The sequence below is a fragment of the Corynebacterium lemuris genome, assembly GCF_024919295.1.
In the GTDB taxonomy this organism is placed as follows: Bacteria; Actinomycetota; Actinomycetes; order Mycobacteriales; family Mycobacteriaceae; genus Corynebacterium; species Corynebacterium lemuris.
The window spans coordinates 82,078-98,115 of record NZ_JANWTC010000006.1 but is presented as its reverse complement, the minus strand read 5'-3'; the positions used below and the strand labels follow the sequence as shown (position 1 = coordinate 98,115).

The following is a 16,038-nucleotide window of genomic DNA, read 5'->3' as shown; positions in this document are numbered from 1 at the left end:
TCAGGCCCGTCCCACATGGAACTCCAGTTGCGCGCGCACCCACGGGAAGTCCAGGCGTTCCTGCTCGATCCGTAGGCAGCGCTCCCGGGCGCGTTCATGAAGGAAGTCCAGCGCCCGTCTCTCCCCCGGGGTGAGATACGCGGTGTCCTCCGGCTGTGCGATGGCCCCCTCGACGGCCAGATCCTCATGATGGATGATCGTGTCCAGATCCATCAGCACCGTCCGCATGGCCGGCAGCACCGCGCGGGTCCTGCTGACCATGTCGAATCCGTGGGAGTCCAGGTCGCCCCAGTAGTGGACGTTCTTCTCCGCCAGCCACCCCAGCCCGGTCACCAGCGAAGCCGCCTGGTACCCACCGCCGAACATGGCCCAGGTTCCCTTGAGCGGTGGCAGGGCCAGAAAAGTCTGGTGATTCTCCACGATGATGATGTTGTCCACCACCACCTGACGGACGGCCAACTCCGCCACCGGGCACAGCACATGGAGGAAATCCCCCACCCGCAGGGCCGGGTCCAGGGTGCGCATCTCCACCATGACGGGTTTTTCCCGGAGACCCTGCAGTAGGCGGACGGCATCGACCGCCTTGCGGTGGTCTCCGATCCATTTCGTGTCTACCCCAGGGATGGGCAGTTGGCGGAGGAATTGGCCCTCAGTGTCATTCTCCCGCAGCCAGCAGATGACGTCGATGTACTGGCTGACCTCCCGGTCACTCCACTGCTCCCATAACTGCGGCTGCGCGGCGAGCGGGGCTCGAACCTCATCCCCCAGGGCGTCGACAAGCAGATCCAGCACCGCAACCATGCGCGCCCATTCCTCAGCGCATCCGGCGGCCGCCGCAACAGCAGCCGGGGTGTCGAGCACCACCCTGGCCGGCACGTCGTAGGTGCCCAGATAGCCGAGGCGCTTGCGGACGGTCGCCACCTTCCCGGGGTGGCCGGCCCAGTGCGCCAACCACGCGCCCACTGCCCGGCCACCGTCGGCGGCGACGTCCCTGGCGGTCGGCGGCTGCAGACTGATGGTGCGCGGGGTGAACTCACCCAGCAACCACGTCCGGTGGTTGCGCCGGTAGAAGGTCTCCGCCTGGGCCTGCACATCCTCCCGGTACTTCACAGTTCCTCGTGCTCCCGGGCCTCTTCAATGGTCAGCTGGCTGTACAGGGAGTATTTCCGGTCGGGGCATTCCACCAGCAGCACGCCGCCGATATAACTCTGGACGGTCTGCAGGAGTTTCTCCGGCGTGGCCATGATCATGTGGAAACCGAATTCGGTGAAGGCATCCAGGGCGGCCCGGGTGAAGGTGGCGTCGGCACGGTCGAAGGCCTCGTCGAGGATGATGGTGCCGAACTTCGGGTAGGTGGAGCCCTCGTGCCGGATCACCGAGTTGCGCGACAGGATCTCCGACAGGCCCATGCCGCACAGCCGGTACTTCAGTGCGGCGGCCAGACAGAACGATGACAGCTTCTGCGCCTGACCACCGGACAGGCCACGGGAGGACTCGTACACGTTTCCCCGTGTCCCGTCGTGCTTGATTTCCACCCCCTGGAAACGCACATGCTGGCGCGTGTCGATGCGCAGGTCACGCAGTCGTGGAGGATTGGTGTCCGAGATCGTCAGCTCCTGGATGACCTCCCGCATCTGCCGGAAGCGGTCCTCGCTCATCGCCAGGTCCCCGGGGATCAGCGAACCCTCGATCGTGTTCCGGAGCTTGTCGATGAACTCCGAGGCGGCCCTCGGCCGGTCCTCCTTCACCTCAATCTGCAGATGCGCACCGGGATAGAACTCCACCTCATTGAGGGTCTGGTTGATGTCCGCGATGGAGTTCCGTGTGGTGGACGTCGCGCTGCGGATGTCGCTGTAGAGCTGGGAGAGGGGCTGGATGGTGTCGTCGTGGAGCTTCTGGTGGAACCTGTCCTCATATTTGGGGAGGTTCTCGGCCTCCAGATTGTCCAGCTCATCCAGGAAATCGCGGGCCCATTCCGCATCCGCCCTCAGGTCACTGCGGCGGTGCGGCCATTCCTCGAGGTACCTGCCCATCGCGTTGGTGATCGCGTTGTTGAGGGAGGACTCCGTTTTCTGCAGATCGCCGATCTCCTGCATGAGGTGGGTGCTGACCTGACGGTGCACGGCCTCGACGTTGTCCGCGGTAATCGACTCCGCAAACGGCTCACACCGCTTCCGCAGCTTGGCACGCACCACCTCATCGACGTCCGGTTGCGCCCCCACCTCCAGGACCACGACCTCCAGCTGCTCATTGAGGTCGTCGACCCTGGCCTCAGCGATGTAGATGTCCCTGCTCAGTTTCTCCAGAACCGTCACCTCCCCCTCCAGCTTCTTCTTTTCGTTCCGCAGCTGCGCACGCAACTGTTCCCGCTGCGTGTCCTTGCTCTCCAGCTGGTCCAGGTGGTCCTGTGCACGGTGGAGCTCCAGGTTGCGGCCGGGGACGTCGATGTCGGTGAAAACGGTGGTCTCCAGGAGGCGCTCCGCGAGGGTGCGCCCGTTCCCGTAGTCAGCGATCTGCTTCTTCAGCTCGGCTTCGTGAGCCTGGAGGGCTGTCAGCTCCTCGCGCAGTTCACCGGCCTGCCTGCTCAGGAGTTCGATCTTGAACTCGACGTTCCCGGACAGCACCCATCGGCTGCTGTCCCTGATGTTGAAACGGTCGTCCTTGACGTGCGTGGCCCCGTCCTTGATCTGCCCTTCCGCCGTCACCGCCCGGCGCGCCCCACGGAACTGGTCCATCATGTCGGCGCACAGGTGATCGAAACGGGAGGCCAGGCGGTACTCCAGCCACGCCCGGAAGCGTGATTCCTTGACCTCGATCTTGCCTGCCAGGGAATTGGGCGTGCCCGGTACCTTGGCGCTGAATTCCTCGTCCTTGCCGATCCTGATGTACTGCAGTCGGGTTTTCAGGTGCTCGCTGTTCACGAACCGGGACACCTGCCCGTAGTGCTCCTCGGGTACCAGCATGTCCCGGGCGAAGCTGAACAGGGTGCGTTCCGCGGCCGGTTGCCAACGCTGCTTCTCCTCCTCCCGGACGGCGATCAGGTCGGCGACGAAGGGGAGCTCATGGGCGGGAATGCCGGTCGCCTCGCAGATCTTCGCCTTGGCGAGCAGTTTGTCATGGTCCATGCTGGAGCGGTTCTTCTTCACCGCCTGCAGTTCCGCGCTCACCTGCTGCTGTTTCAGGCGGGTGCCCTTCAGATCGGTGGAGACCTGGATCCACCGTTCATTCGCCAGCTCATGGGACGCCGTGAATTCGCCGAGCTTCTCATCGAGCGCAGAACGCAGCTCAAGGAACTCCGGTTCTGTGGCCGGCAGCTGCCTGCCGAGCACGGCGGCACGGTCCGTGAAGTCCCGGGCATTGTCCGCCACCGTGCGGAGCCGGTCCTTCAGGTTCGCCACATCAGCTTTCGCTGTCCGGATGGCGTCATTCTCATTGCCCTCCAGTGCCCTTTCCAGGCCGGTGACGGTGGAGCGGGCCCTGTCGACGGTCTCCTGCTGCACCCTCTTCTTCTGGTCCTGCGTGCGCAACGACTGTTCCAGGACCTCGATCTCCTCCTCGAGGTACTCCTCCTTCGCATCCGACATGAACCGGGGCAGCGCATCGGTCTCCTCCCGGACCTCTGCGATGTCCCGGCGGACCTCGCGGCGCCGGTTGTCCGCCTCACGGATCGGGCTGAGGCATTCGATCTGGCGGCGCGCGTTGAGGACAGCCTGGTAGGCGGTCTCCAGCTCGGTGAAGTTATCCACCGCGGTCTTGGCGGCACGGAAGGTGTCGGGTTCGCTCAGCATGAACTCCCGGATCATCGAGTTCAGGTCACCCAGATTCTTGGTGGACTGGGCCTGGTGCAGCAGCTCCCAGGCACCCAGGTCAGCGACCCCGACCCGGTTGCTGAAGTCGATGAGGAACTGCTTCTGGCGGTGCTCCACGCAGTAGGCCTGTGTATACGCCCTCTTGACCGCGCCGACGTCGAGACCATTTTTGGCGAGCGTCTCGAAATCCTCGATGTCGACTTCTCCGGGCAAGGTGATGAACAGTTTTTTGATGTCCGCGTCAGCGTGCGCGGAGGCGCGCAGGAACATCAGGTAGACCGCGGTGACGGTCTGGCCGAGCCCGTCCCGGTAGGTCAGGGAGATACCCGACCAGGTGGCACCTGTACGGGGGAAGGACTGGGTGATCTCGTTGAATTCCGCGCTCTCCTCATTGGCCCAGGCACCACGGCAGTAGGAGACCAGGTTTCGTCCGCCGGCGTTGTCCTTGTCGGCCGCCGCGTTGAATCTGCGCTTCCGGGGTTCCACCAGCACCGCTGACACCGCGTCGATGAGCGTGGACTTGCCGGAGCCCGAGGGGCCGTAGATCAGGAAGCCGTCCTCCGCGAGGTCGAAACGGGTGACGCCGTCGAACGTGCCCCAGTTGCACACCTGCAGGGTCGCCAGCCGGAACTGTCCGGGGATTGTTCTACTCATCGTCATTCTCCATCGATTCCTCCACCGTGGTGGTCTCCACGTCCATCATCTGTTCCAGTCTCTCGGTGTAGCTGTGGTGTACCGCCGCTATCTCCTCGGCAGAGAAGATGCTGGCCAGCACCGGGGACACCTCCCAGCGCCCGGGTGTGGGGGTCCTCTTCAACACGCCGTGGTCAGTCAACACACTCCAGGCACTGTCGAAAGTGGTGCGCTGTTTCGCCCGGTCGGTGCCCGTGTCCGGCTGATACGGCAGGGTCTCCTCGAAGATGTGGTTGGCGTCCACGATGGTGCGCTCCCCGCTGACGGCGTGCGCCAGTTTCTTGCGGAGATTCAGCACCACCGCGGTCTGCATGTGGGTGAGGGGCCGGCGCCGGAACAGTGACGGTGCGCCCTCCGGCAGCGGATCCCAGTCGCGGAGGTAGGCGATCTCCCCCACCTCGTCGATGACGAGCTTGACCAGCAGGTTGTCCAGGAACGCACTGAGGGTGCCCGCTGACCGCACTATTTCGAGGTACTTGTCCTTGTCCTGGGCACCAGAGATGAAGGGGCCCCGCAGGAGTCCCCGTACCGCCAGCCGTTGTTCGAGGGTGAAGTCCCCCAGGTCCCCGGGGACGGAGTCCGTCCCGTCGAGGGCAGGTCGGTCATGTTCCCCGGTGTTGTCCGCGACATCCGTGCCGGACGTGAGGTCGTGGTCGTCGAAGGAGCCGAAGAAATCAGGCATGGGTGTTGTCTTTCATGGTTGGCTGGTGATCCCACAGCTGGGCCGTGGTCGGGACCTGTTCGCGGAACTCGTAGGCGGTGTAGCGGGCCTGCAGCAGCTTCCCCTCCGGTGAGGTCCACCGCAGGAATTCGGTGCCCTCTGTGCGGGTGCCGCGGTCCCGGGCGAGCTGGATCAGTCCCACGACGCTGGCTAGGCCCTGGGTGGCCGGCCGGGCCTCGAGTACCTCCGCGACGGTGGGTTGCTTTCCTTCCGCGATGAGGTCGTTGATGGCCAGGTGCAGTTCACCCCAGTCCACTTCCGTGTCGCGCAGGCGGGCCCGGAGCTCCTGCGGATCAAGATCACCCGGCTGGTGGACCGGCACGTCGGTGTCAATGCGGAAGTCAGCGGGATCATGCAGTGCCCACGACGCCACAGTGCTGAACTTTCCGCGGGTCAACCTGAGTTCCATGTCCAGGCTCTGGCGTGGCTTACCGCCGTTCCTGGTGAACTGCAGCGCGGCCAGTTCCGCGTCCTTGATGGAAGTGAGCAGACCCTTGTGCGCCTCGTTCTCCCGGGACTGCACGAAGCGACGCAGGGAGCGGGACAGCCTGGTCTTGGCCTCCTGTACCGCACCGGCCGAAGAACGCAGCGTGGTCATCAGTCCGCGCAGCAGAGCCTGCTCCTCCCCGTCCAGGCTGAGGATGAAATCACGCTTCAACACCTCGGAGTGTGTCGCCTCAAATCTCGCGGATTCCTGGTGGTCGAGCAGCAGACGGTAGAAACCGTTGAAGGCCTGACCGGACTCGGACTGGTCGATGAGGTCTAGGCCGGTGAAGATCTCCTCGAGGACTTCGGCACCACGGCGGTCATCGGTCAGGATCTGCTCGCGGAGTTTCAGGTCTTCGCGCTCGATCTCCGACTGCACCCGGGCGAAGTCAGTGGGCAGGTCCCGGATCAGGGAGATGACCTCCCGGGCCTGTTCGATGGCCTCGCCGGTGTCCACAGTGCGCACACCGTCGACCCGGATGGTGTCGATGCGCCGTTGCAGCTCATCGCGTTGCCGCTCCAGGCGCTCGATGGCGCGGTCCTCATCGGGGTCAGTGTCGGCCTCCAGCGCGCTCAGACTGTTGAACACGTTGCTCAGCCGGGAACGCGTGACGGCACGTTTAGGGGTGTGGAGTTGCTCCACGAAGTCCTGGGCCAGATGGGCTCCGGGTGACAGCTCATACAGTTCTTCCGGAGCGTTCTGCGGGGCCCGGCGGGTGAGAAAACCGCTGCGGACCCACTCCTCGATATAGGCCTCGATGCTGAGTTTGAGCTCAAGCCCGGTCTGTTCCCGTACCTCCGGCAGAATCCTGGCCGTGGCGGCGATGAGGTCGGAGCCCGGGACCTGGCGGTTATCACCCCGGAACACGGCGGATAAGACAGTGAGGATAGCCGGGGCATTCTTGGCACGCAGGAGTGCCCAGGCCGGCTCGTTGGCTGCAAGGTCGCTGAAGATCAGGGCATGGGCAATCGTCCGCTCCGCACTCATGGGCTAAAGGATAACGCCCGCCTCCGACACGGCTGTCCGCCACCCGCCACTTAATCGAACAGACTCTCGACTTGGGTCTGGGACCGCAGAAACAGAAGAGGCCAGGTCATTGACCTGGCCTCTTCTGCACTTGTACCCCGTACGGGATTTGAACCCGTGTTACCGCCGTGAGAGGGCGGCGTCCTAGGCCGCTAGACGAACGGGGCATGTTCGCTTTTCAGCGCGGCGTCCCTTGCGGACTCCATCACTGTAAACGGTGCGGGTGCTGGTGCACAAATCAGCAGGTAAAAACGTTTTTTAACATGGTGCCAACCATGCGGAAACCCACCACACTCGGTGGTGGGTTTCTACTTCTGCCGAACCGTGGACGGTGGTACTTCCACCACTTCCGACGTCGGTGCGGAGGTTTCGTCGATCCGGGGTGATGATCCCGTCATGATCGCGTCCGCTGCAGTTCTGAGGAACTAGTTGTCGGGGGTTGGCCTGTCCTTGCCGTGGGGCTCGGGTGACGTCTGACGCTTCATATCGCTCCCTTTAGCTCCTGTACTTCGCGCATTTCTTGCGCTCTGGAAGTTCTGGATTATGGCTATGCCGCTTATGGGAGGACGCCTGCGCCGCGTCCGGAGATATGGTTAGTTCCACTTACTGCCATATGCTCTCCTTCCGGTAGTTCCATCCGGAGATTCTCGTTACCTTCTGCCTGGTACCGGGGGTCTGAGGTGTGATCCTCTCCGCTTAACTGCAGCATATGCCAGGGGGTTCATGAGTTGAAAGCCTATGCGCTTTTCCGTTGGCGAAAGTTACCCCCGACACATTATTTGCCGAGGTGTGATCCACGCACCATCGGTAAGTGCGGGGGTGAAATGCAAAAAATAAAAAAGACTCCCGAACTCGAATGAGTCCGGGAGTCCTGTTGTACCCCGTACGGGATTTGAACCCGTGTTACCGCCGTGAGAGGGCGGCGTCCTAGGCCGCTAGACGAACGGGGCTTAGCGACATATTCCTTACGCTTGCAGCATGAACTGCAGCTGGCCTACCAGGACTCGAACCTAGAATGACGGTACCAGAAACCGTTGTGTTGCCAATTACACCATAGGCCAATTCGGAGGGATCTCCTGTTACACCGCAGACCTGATGGAGCTTTCCACCCCGTGCCGCTCTGTGCAACGTGGATAACTATAACCAGAAGCGTGCGACAGTGACAAATCGCCAGCTTAAACATGGTTTATGGCCATCCATATGGGCCAGGAGCCCCCACCCCCTCCCGTACCGGGCATATCGACCACGATTTCTCACTGGCCCAGACCTGTCTATCGAGTTGCGATAGACTTCTATCGAAACTCGATCGAAAGGCTCGTCCCTGTGTCCACAAAAATCACCGTCCTGCTGCGCGGGATCCTCATCCTCGGGCTGCTGACCTGCCTCGCTGCGCAGATCTTCATCCCCACCGGACTCTTCCTGGGTGATGCCACCGCCCCCGTGCCCGCCAAGATCACCCTGAGCATCGCCGTGGTGCTGGGTCTGGTCTGCATCCAGGTCGCCATAGTCGCCGTCTGGCGGCTCGTCTCACTGGTCAGACAGAACACCGTTTTCTCCCCCGCTTCCTTCCGCTGGGTCGACACCGTCATCGTTGCCATCATCACAGCGTCGGTCTTCGTCCTGCTCGCCGGTTACGTCGTTGCCGAGGTCGACGACGCCCCCGGACTCATTCTCGTGACGGGTGTCCTCGCCCTGCTGATTGCGGGCGTGGGACTGGTCGTCTACGTCCAACGGATGCTGCTGGTGCAGGCTACAGGCTTCTCCGCTGAGCTTGAGGCGGTCATCTGATGTCCATCATCGTCGACATCGACGTCATGCTCGCCCGCCGGAAGATGGGCGTGGGTGAGCTCGCCGAGAAGGTCGGCATCACCCCCGCCAACCTCTCGGTGCTCAAGAACGGACGCGCCCGGGCCGTCCGTTTCACCACGCTGGCAGCACTGTGCGAAGTGCTCGACTGCCAGCCCGGAGATCTCCTGCGCTACTCCCCCGGGTCCCCCGACTCCCCTGCCTAGGCCGTCGGGGCGGCCTCGAAGGGGGTGACTGCGCGGGCGGCACGCAGACGCGCGAGCGTCGATTCGCGGCCCAGCAGCTCCATCGACTCGAACAACGGCGGGGAGACCTGCTCACCGGAGATCGCCACGCGCAGCGCGCCGTAGGCGGTGCGCGGCTTGAGCTCCAGATCCTCGATGAGCGCCTTGGTCAGGGCCCCTTCGATGTCCGGAGTGGTCCACTCGTCCACGGCCTCCAGAGCGGCGATGCCGGCATCCAACGGCTCGATCGCGGCCTCCTTGAGGTTGCGCTTCGCCGCCCGCTCGTTCAGCTCCAGGTCCTCATCGGCGGTGACCAGGAACTTCAGCAGACCGTAGGCCTCGGAGAGGGTCTTGATCCGGGTCTGGGTAAGATCTGCCACCACCTGGAACTTGTCCGCTGGGTAGTCCTGCGGGAAGTCGGTGAACTCGCTCAGGTGCGCGCGCAGACGCTCCTCGAATTCGCCCGCGGGCAGCAGGCGGATGTGGTCGGCGTTGATGGCCTCGAGCTTCTTCTGGTCGAAACGGGCCGGGTTGCCCAGCACATCGGTGATGTCGAAGTTGGCCACCATCTCCTCCACGGAGAAGATGTCGCGGTCACCGGACAGGGACCAGCCCAGCAGCGCCAGGTAGTTGAGCATGCCCTCCGGGATGATGCCGTTCTCCCGGTGGTGGAAGAGGTTGGACTGCGGGTCACGCTTGGACAGCTTCTTGTTGCCCTCGCCCATGACGAAGGGCAGGTGGCCGAACTGCGGGGTGAAGTCGGTGACGCCGATGCGCTTGAGCGCCTCGTAGAGGGCCAGCTGACGCGGGGTGGAGGAGAGCAGGTCCTCACCGCGCAGGACGTGGGTGATGCGCATGAGCGCGTCATCGACGGGGTTGACCAGGGTGTACAGCGGGGCGCCGTTGGAGCGCGCCACCACGAAGTCAGGCTGGGTGGCGGCCTTGAACTCGACCTCGCCGCGGACCAGGTCGTTCCACTTCCAGTCCTGCTCCGGCATGCGCAGGCGCCACACCGGCTGACGTCCCTCAGCCTGGAAGGCGGCGACCTCCTCCTCCGTCAGGGTGCGGTCGTAGTTGTCATAGCCCAGCTTGGGGTCGCGACCGGCGGCCTTGTGGCGCTCCTCGACCTCCTCGGCGGTGGAGTAGGCCGGGTAGACCTCACCGGCGTCGATGAGCCTGCGCAGGATGTCCGCGTAGATGTCCATGCGCTGCGACTGGCGGTACGGCTCGTGCGGGCCGCCCTTCTCCACACCCTCGTCCCAGTCCAGGCCGAGCCAGTTCATGGCGTCGAGGAGCGCCGAGTAGGAGTCCTCGGAATCGCGGGCGGCATCGGTGTCCTCGATACGGAACACCATGGTGCCCTGGTGGCGGCGGGCATAGGCCCAGTTGAACAGTGCGGTGCGCACCAGGCCCACGTGCGGGGTGCCGGTGGGCGAGGGGCAGAATCGAACACGAACGTCAGTCATGTCCGTCATGTTACTGCTCAGCGATTCTGGCGTGCGAGGAAGTCCCGTGCCACGGCCGGGGCATGCCCGGGCCAGGGGTGGCCTGCGGACGGGGAGACCACCAGTTCAGTCTGCGCCCGGCAGTTGGTCCACGACCGGTGGGTGCGGCCACCGGCACCCGGCAGGTGGATCGGGGTCAGCTGGCAGCCGTTGCGGGTGCCCCAGCGCTGGAACATCTCGTCCACGGAGAGGAAGGGCGCGCCGTGGCGCACTCCCCCGCCGTAGACCGCGACATCATCGTTGGTCGAGTGGATGAGCATGACAGGGACGTTGCCGCCCCCGCAGCCCTGGTCGGCAGCCGTGTAGAACATGCCCGACACGCTCACCGCGCCGGCGAGCAGCTCCGGGGCACGGCACGCCAGGTTGAGGGCGAAGGCCCCGCCGTTGGAGTGGCCGATGGCGTAGATCCGGCCCCGGTTGACCGGGTGCTGGGCGGCGATGGCGTCGACGATGCCGCGGGCATAGGAGACGTCGGCGTCCATGGTTGTCTGCGAGTAGGGGGCACCTGCCCAGGCGTTGCCCACACCGCGGGCGTAAGCGATGATCGCGCCCGAGTTGGCACGCAGCCCGAGGGTCCGGGAGACCTCCTCCGCGCTGGCCCCCAGACCGCCGAAGACGAGCAGGACCGGGTGGGCGATGGCCGGGTTGTAGTTGGGTGGAAGCGAGACGAGCACGTCCCGGCCGCCCACCGCCAGGGGGAAGGTCGCGTCCCTGCCGGAGGAGCCCCCCGACAGCGCGAACCCCCCGGGCAGGGAGGACTGCGCCGCCGCCGGGACGGGGGCGAGGGCCCCCAGGGAGAGGATGAGGGCGAGCATCGCCCCGAGGACACGGCGGATGGTCTTGGTCTGGCTCACAGAAACCAACAATAACAACATTCGTCCCCATCATCCGGGGCTTTTATCCGACCGAGACTCAAGCCAGGGTGGTGGATGACGGTACCCCGGCCACGCACTAGACTGGCTCGACATGTGTGCCCACCGACCTGTCACCGCGCCGGACTTCCTCCTGTCCAGGGCGCACGGCTCGGTACGCACCCAGGGGTCGGTGGAGACGTTCACCGACCCCTGGGCCGCGATTGAGGCACTGCGTTCCGGGCGGGTGCCCATCGTCGTCGGCGCACTGCCCTTCGACCGTTCTGCCCCCGCCGCCCTCACCGTCCCGGAACACGTGATCCGGGAGGACGGGCCGCTGGAACCCCACGCCTACTACCGCCAGGGCGAGGGGTCGGTGCTCCATGCCCGGATCTGCGGGGTGGACCCCGAGCCCGAGGAGCACCTGCGCCGGGTGGAGGCGGCCGTGAGCACCATCCGCGCCTCCAAGCTGAAGAAGGTGGTGCTGGCGCGCGCCGTCGACATCGCCTTCGACCCGCCGGTGGACCCGCTGCTGGTCGCAGCCCGGCTCATCGACAACTCCTACAACCGCGACGGCTTCATCGCTGACCTCAGCCCCGCGGGGCGTCCGGGCGACATGATCGTCGGCTCCTCCCCCGAGGTGCTGGTCCAGCGTCAGGGCTCGACTGTGACGGCCTACCCCCTGGCGGGCTCGGCGCCGCGCCAGGCTGATGCGGCGGCTGACGCGGCCGTCGGCAAGCGGCTGGCGCAGTCCGCCAAGGACCTCGAGGAGCACCAGTACGTCGTCGAGCACCTGCGGGAGAAGCTCGGCCCCTTCTGCTCCCGGCTGGACATCCCCGCCCGCCCGGAACTGGCCCGGACCAACGAGATGTGGCACCTGGCGACCCCGATCGTGGGCACCCTGCGCGACCCGGCTGTCAACGCCCTGGAGCTGGCCGTGCACACGCACCCCACCCCGGCGATCTGCGGCACCCCCACCGACGCCGCCGAGGCCCTCATCGAGACGGCCGAGACCGACCGTCGTTTCTACTCCGGGGCCGTCGGCTGGTGCGACGCCTCCGGTGACGGCGAATACATGGTGGCCATCCGCTGCGCCGAGGTCTCCGGTGACGGCACCACCGCCCGCGCCTGGGCCGGCGGGGGCATCGTCGCGGATTCCGACCCCGGGGAGGAGCTCGAGGAGACCACCGCGAAGCTGCGCACCATCCTGCGTTCGCTCGGGCTCTAGTGCACCCGCCCCGCGGGTGACATCCGTCCGGGACGCTTCCCGGCCCAGTCATGGTCGACCCGCAGCAGGGTGGTCTCAGCCGTGCTCACCGGTGCCGGGAAATAGCAGGCGCAGCCCAGATCGAAGGTCCCCTCCTCCGCCGTAGGCAGGAAATCAGTCAGGAGAGCGGACACAAATTCAATCTGCCTGTCGACGCCCCGCTGCCCCGCCAGCTCCCGCGCCCGTTCCACGGCCCGGTGACCTCCCGGAGCAGGGCTGCGTTCGGGTTGCCGGACCACTGACGGCCACCCGCTTAAAACTCGTCGAAATCCGCGTGGTGGCCGTCGTGGTGGTGCAGTCTTAAGCGCGCTCCACCGGGTTGCGGAGGGATCCCAGGCCCTCGATCTCAACCTCGATGACATCACCCGGGTTCATGGCCTCGGTACCGGCCGGGGAGCCGGTGCAGATGACGTCGCCCGGCAGCAGGGTCATGGAGGCGGTGATGAATTCGATGATCTCACCCATCTTCATGATCATCTGGTTGGAGTTGGAGTCCTGCTTGGTCGCGGTGACGCCGTCCTGGGTCAGGTGGGCGCGGATCGACAGGTTGTCCAGGTCGAAGGAGTCGATGTCGGTCTCGATCCAGGGGCCCAGCGGACAGAAGGTGTCGATGCCCTTGGCACGGGCCCACTGGCCGTCCGCGAACTGCAGGTCACGGGAGGAGACGTCGTTGACGATGGTGAAACCCCGGACAACAGACTTCCAGTCTGCAGCCTTGACCTTCTTGGCCACCTGGCCGATGACCACGGCGAGTTCACCCTCGAACTCGACCTTGGTGGCGAACTCCGGGATCCGGATGGGGGCATCCGGGCCGACGACGGAGGTCGGGGGCTTGAGGAACAGGGTCGGCGGCAGGTGCTCGGCGGACTCCTTGAAGACCTCGGCGACGTGGTCGGCGTAGTTGCGGCCGATGGCGACGACCTTGCTCGGCAGCGTCGGGGCGAGCAGTCTCACATCCGTCAGCGGCCACTCCCGGCCGGTGTACTCCGGCTCGGTGTAGGGAGTGTCCTTGATCTCCTTGGCGACGAGATTCTCCTCGCCTTCACCATCGACGACAACAAAACTGAAACCCTCAGGGTGGGCAATTCTTCCAAAGCGCATGGCGGTTACTCTACCGTGTCCGGGCCCACGCTCAGACCATCACGTCCTTCAGAGTTGATACAGGTAGCTGTGCTTGGTGTGCCAGGTACTGCTCCGCGCATGCCAGCGCATCGGTCAGGGCGTTGTGGTTGCGGTAGGCCGGGAGCCCGTAGCGTGCCCGGACCCGGGCCAGCCGGAGGTCCTCCCCCCGGGGATAGGTGCCCATCCTCTCCATGTGGCGGCGTTCGATGGCGAAGGTGTCCACCATCGGCACCTGCAGCGTCGCATGGAACAACCGTTGGCAGGCCACGGAGAGGAAACCCTCCTCCATCGGCACGAAGTGGCCCAGCATCGCCCGCCCCTGCAGCGCTGCCAGCAGCTGCCCGAGAGCCTCGGCGGGATCGATGCCCGCCGCAATCTCATCGTCGGTGAGCTGGTGGATCGTCGCCGAAGGGCCGACGGTGAATCCCTCGGAGCCGCGCAGGATGACGTAACCGGCCCCCGACAGGTCGATCCGCGTGCCGTTGACCGGCACCCAGCCGATGGAGACCAGCTGGTGTTTCCGCGCGTCCATGCCGGTGGCCTCCACGTCCACCGCCAGGAGGGGCAGTTCGGTGAGCGGGGTGTTCTCGGCGGGTGCAGGGACGGCGTAGAATTCCTTGAGCGGGCCGGTGGCCTTCTGCGGCCGCGGGGAACGGAAGGGCCACATCATATGTTCCTCACGAGGTACTTCGAGGCCAGTGCGTTCTGCATGTCCTTGATGATCTGGAAGCTGTCGCGCAGGTGCTCCCGGTCCATCCTGCCCAGTTTGTTGGGGTCGATGTTGTAGTCCGGGGTCGCCTTCTCCCGCAGCTGGATCGCCTGGTGCCGCAGGGTGATCGCGGTGAGGTAGTCGAAGGCGTCGACAAGATCCTGTGCCCCGCGCTCGGAGACCCCGCCCGCGGCAGCCGAGTCGAGGAGCCGGCGGCGCGTGCCCAGGGCAGTCACACCGCTGGACAGGGCGAACAACCGCGCCATCTGGACGATGCCGGCTGTGCCACCCTTCTTCACGTTGAGGGTGTTGGCGTATTCGCCGGAACGGTCGACGACCAGACCGCGGAAGAAACCCAGGGGTGGTTCGCGGCGGGCCGCCAGCGCCGCCAGGTGGGCGTGCATGCGCCGTGCCCCCCGGGCCCGGCTGACGGCACGGTTGTGGACCTCATCCCCCAGCCCGATCTCCCCCCAGATGCCGCGGAAGTCGAAGAAGGTCTGGGCGTGCAGGAGAGCATCCGGTTCCGGGGCGGTGACCCACAGGTGGAAGGTGTCCGACCACTGGGAGACCGTCATCCGCCACTGCGGGTTCGAGGCCATCATGTCCCCCGGGCACAGCACCTGGCCCGCGGTGTCCAGGCCCTGGCAGACGTATTCGCTGAGCTCGGCGAAGTACTCGCCGTGTGCGGCCTCATCGTAGTCATCGGAGAGCACCATCGCGTTGTCCTGGTCGGAGGCCAGGCCCATCTCCCGGCGCCCCTGGGAACCGAGGACCACGAAGGTGTAGGGCACCGGCGGCGGGCCGAGGCGTTCCTCCCCCAGTTTGAGCAGCCGGCGGGCCAGGGCATCGGCGGCGATGGTCATGATGCCGGAGGTCTCCTCGGCGGAGGCGCCGCGTTCGATGAAGCGGACCGCCACCTCCGAGGACTGGGAGTAGGCGTTGCGCAGTTCCTCGGGCGAGTTCCGGCGGGAGAGGTCGGCGGTGAGGTAGATCGGGTCGTGGCGCAGCAGGCGCATGACGTCGGCGGTGGTGACGATGCCGGTGAGCTTCCCCTCGTCCACGATCGGGATGTGGTGGATGCGCATCTCCGCCATGATGATCATCGCCTCGAAGGCGAGGGTCTCGGAACTGACGGTCCGCGGGTTCGGGGTCATGATCTCCGAGACCGGACGCATGATGTCCAGCCCCTGGGCCACCACCCTGCCCCGCAGGTCCCGGTCAGTGAGGATGCCCACCAGGGAGCCGTTGTCCGTGATCAGCACGGAGGAGACCCGGTGGTGCTCCATCAGCTGGGCCGCGCGCTGGATGGTGGCGGCGGGCACCATGGACACCGGGTCGGCGATCTTGAATTCCCCCAGCCGGGTGCGCAGCACATCCGAGGACTGGTCGCCGCGCAGCTCCGCGGCGGCCGCCCGGATCCGGCGGGACTGGGAGGAGTAGAAGCGCAGGATGTCGGGGTTGCGTTCCGCCAGGGCCTGGAACTCCGCCTTGGGCAGCAGCAGGATGAGGCTGTCCTCCACCGCGACCATCGTGTAGCGGGAACCCTCGTCACCGACGAGCGTGGAATAGCCGAAGCTGCGGCCGGCGTCACGACGGTCGAGGAGGATGCCCTCATCGTCCAGCACATCGACCGCCCCGGAGCGGATGATGTGGAGATGGTCGTTGGGCGCGCCGTAGCGGATGATGTGCTGGCCGCGGCGCACGTACTCCATGGTCATGCGCGCGGGGAGCTGATCCAGTTCGGCGGCGGGCAGGCGTGTGAAGGGCTCGATGTCCGCGATGAAGTCGCGGACCTCCTCTAGTTCGACCGTCATGGTC

The 16,038-nt window shown here is 65.5% G+C and carries 13 protein-coding genes and 3 tRNA genes; 3 read left to right on the top strand and 13 right to left on the bottom strand.

Annotated elements, in window-relative coordinates; translation table 11 throughout:
• The 7 genes from NYP18_RS15550 to NYP18_RS09430 all read right to left on the bottom strand — a co-directional run bounded on the left by NYP18_RS15550 (nt 1) and on the right by NYP18_RS09430 (nt 7,797).
• Nucleotides 1-1,110 (bottom strand): Wadjet anti-phage system protein JetD domain-containing protein, encoded by a 1,110-nt coding sequence (locus NYP18_RS15550; RefSeq protein WP_259427954.1) that lies wholly within the window; start codon nt 1,108-1,110, stop codon nt 1-3.
• Nucleotides 1,107-4,463 carry an ATP-binding protein gene (locus tag NYP18_RS09455; protein ID WP_259427953.1) on the bottom strand — a complete coding sequence of 1,119 codons (3,357 nt, stop codon included), beginning with the start codon at nt 4,461-4,463 and terminating at the stop codon, nt 1,107-1,109. The genes NYP18_RS15550 and NYP18_RS09455 overlap by 4 nt, the downstream gene beginning before the upstream one ends.
• On the bottom strand, nt 4,456-5,184 hold the full coding sequence (locus NYP18_RS09450; protein ID WP_259427952.1) for a DUF4194 domain-containing protein: 729 nt from the start codon (nt 5,182-5,184) through the stop codon (nt 4,456-4,458). Before NYP18_RS09450 ends, NYP18_RS09455 begins: the two co-directional genes overlap by 8 nt.
• Nucleotides 5,177-6,697: a DUF3375 domain-containing protein gene (locus NYP18_RS09445; protein ID WP_259427951.1), complete on the bottom strand. Its 1,521-nt coding sequence runs from the start codon at nt 6,695-6,697 to the stop codon at nt 5,177-5,179. The genes NYP18_RS09450 and NYP18_RS09445 overlap by 8 nt, the downstream gene beginning before the upstream one ends.
• Before the next feature lie 133 nt (nt 6,698-6,830).
• Nucleotides 6,831-6,903 (bottom strand) — tRNA-Glu (locus tag NYP18_RS09440).
• A gap of 710 nt (nt 6,904-7,613) precedes the next feature.
• Nucleotides 7,614-7,686: transfer RNA gene (locus NYP18_RS09435), tRNA-Glu, on the bottom strand.
• Nucleotides 7,687-7,725: 39 nt separating this feature from the next.
• Nucleotides 7,726-7,797 (bottom strand) — tRNA-Gln (locus NYP18_RS09430).
• A 262-nt stretch (nt 7,798-8,059) separates the two neighbouring features.
• Between NYP18_RS09430 and NYP18_RS09425 the strand changes: the two genes are divergently transcribed.
• Both NYP18_RS09425 and NYP18_RS09420 read left to right on the top strand, forming a co-directional pair.
• Nucleotides 8,060-8,524, top strand: a complete 465-nt coding sequence (locus NYP18_RS09425; RefSeq protein ID WP_259427950.1) for a DUF2975 domain-containing protein — start codon at nt 8,060-8,062, stop codon at nt 8,522-8,524.
• The gene (locus tag NYP18_RS09420; RefSeq protein ID WP_259427948.1) at nt 8,524-8,748 is read left to right on the top strand and encodes a helix-turn-helix domain-containing protein; all 225 of its coding nucleotides are present in this window, start codon (nt 8,524-8,526) and stop codon (nt 8,746-8,748) included. Before NYP18_RS09425 ends, NYP18_RS09420 begins: the two co-directional genes overlap by 1 nt.
• Here NYP18_RS09420 and gltX read toward each other — a convergent pair.
• Both gltX and NYP18_RS09410 read right to left on the bottom strand, forming a co-directional pair.
• Nucleotides 8,745-10,241, bottom strand: a complete 1,497-nt coding sequence (gltX, locus tag NYP18_RS09415; protein WP_259427947.1) for a glutamate--tRNA ligase — start codon at nt 10,239-10,241, stop codon at nt 8,745-8,747. The genes NYP18_RS09420 and gltX overlap by 4 nt on opposite strands.
• Before the next feature lie 8 nt (nt 10,242-10,249).
• The gene (locus NYP18_RS09410; RefSeq protein WP_259427946.1) at nt 10,250-11,125 is read right to left on the bottom strand and encodes a CE1 family esterase; all 876 of its coding nucleotides are present in this window, start codon (nt 11,123-11,125) and stop codon (nt 10,250-10,252) included.
• A gap of 112 nt (nt 11,126-11,237) precedes the next feature.
• Between NYP18_RS09410 and NYP18_RS09405 the strand changes: the two genes are divergently transcribed.
• Entirely contained in the window at nt 11,238-12,350 is a 1,113-nt protein-coding gene (locus tag NYP18_RS09405) for an isochorismate synthase (protein ID WP_259427945.1), read from the top strand.
• Here NYP18_RS09405 and NYP18_RS09400 read toward each other — a convergent pair.
• The 4 genes from NYP18_RS09400 to NYP18_RS09385 form a co-directional block, all read right to left on the bottom strand.
• Nucleotides 12,347-12,523, bottom strand: coding sequence for a hypothetical protein (locus NYP18_RS09400; RefSeq protein WP_259427944.1), 177 nt, complete (start codon nt 12,521-12,523; stop codon nt 12,347-12,349). The genes NYP18_RS09405 and NYP18_RS09400 overlap by 4 nt on opposite strands.
• Before the next feature lie 166 nt (nt 12,524-12,689).
• Nucleotides 12,690-13,490 carry a fumarylacetoacetate hydrolase family protein gene (locus NYP18_RS09395; protein WP_259427943.1) on the bottom strand — a complete coding sequence of 267 codons (801 nt, stop codon included), beginning with the start codon at nt 13,488-13,490 and terminating at the stop codon, nt 12,690-12,692.
• Between the two features lie 31 nt (nt 13,491-13,521).
• Nucleotides 13,522-14,178 (bottom strand): exonuclease domain-containing protein, encoded by a 657-nt coding sequence (locus NYP18_RS09390; protein ID WP_259428029.1) that lies wholly within the window; start codon nt 14,176-14,178, stop codon nt 13,522-13,524.
• Nucleotides 14,178-16,034 carry a DUF294 nucleotidyltransferase-like domain-containing protein gene (locus NYP18_RS09385; protein ID WP_259427942.1) on the bottom strand — a complete coding sequence of 619 codons (1,857 nt, stop codon included), beginning with the start codon at nt 16,032-16,034 and terminating at the stop codon, nt 14,178-14,180. The genes NYP18_RS09390 and NYP18_RS09385 overlap by 1 nt, the downstream gene beginning before the upstream one ends.
• Nucleotides 16,035-16,038 lie beyond the last annotated feature (4 nt).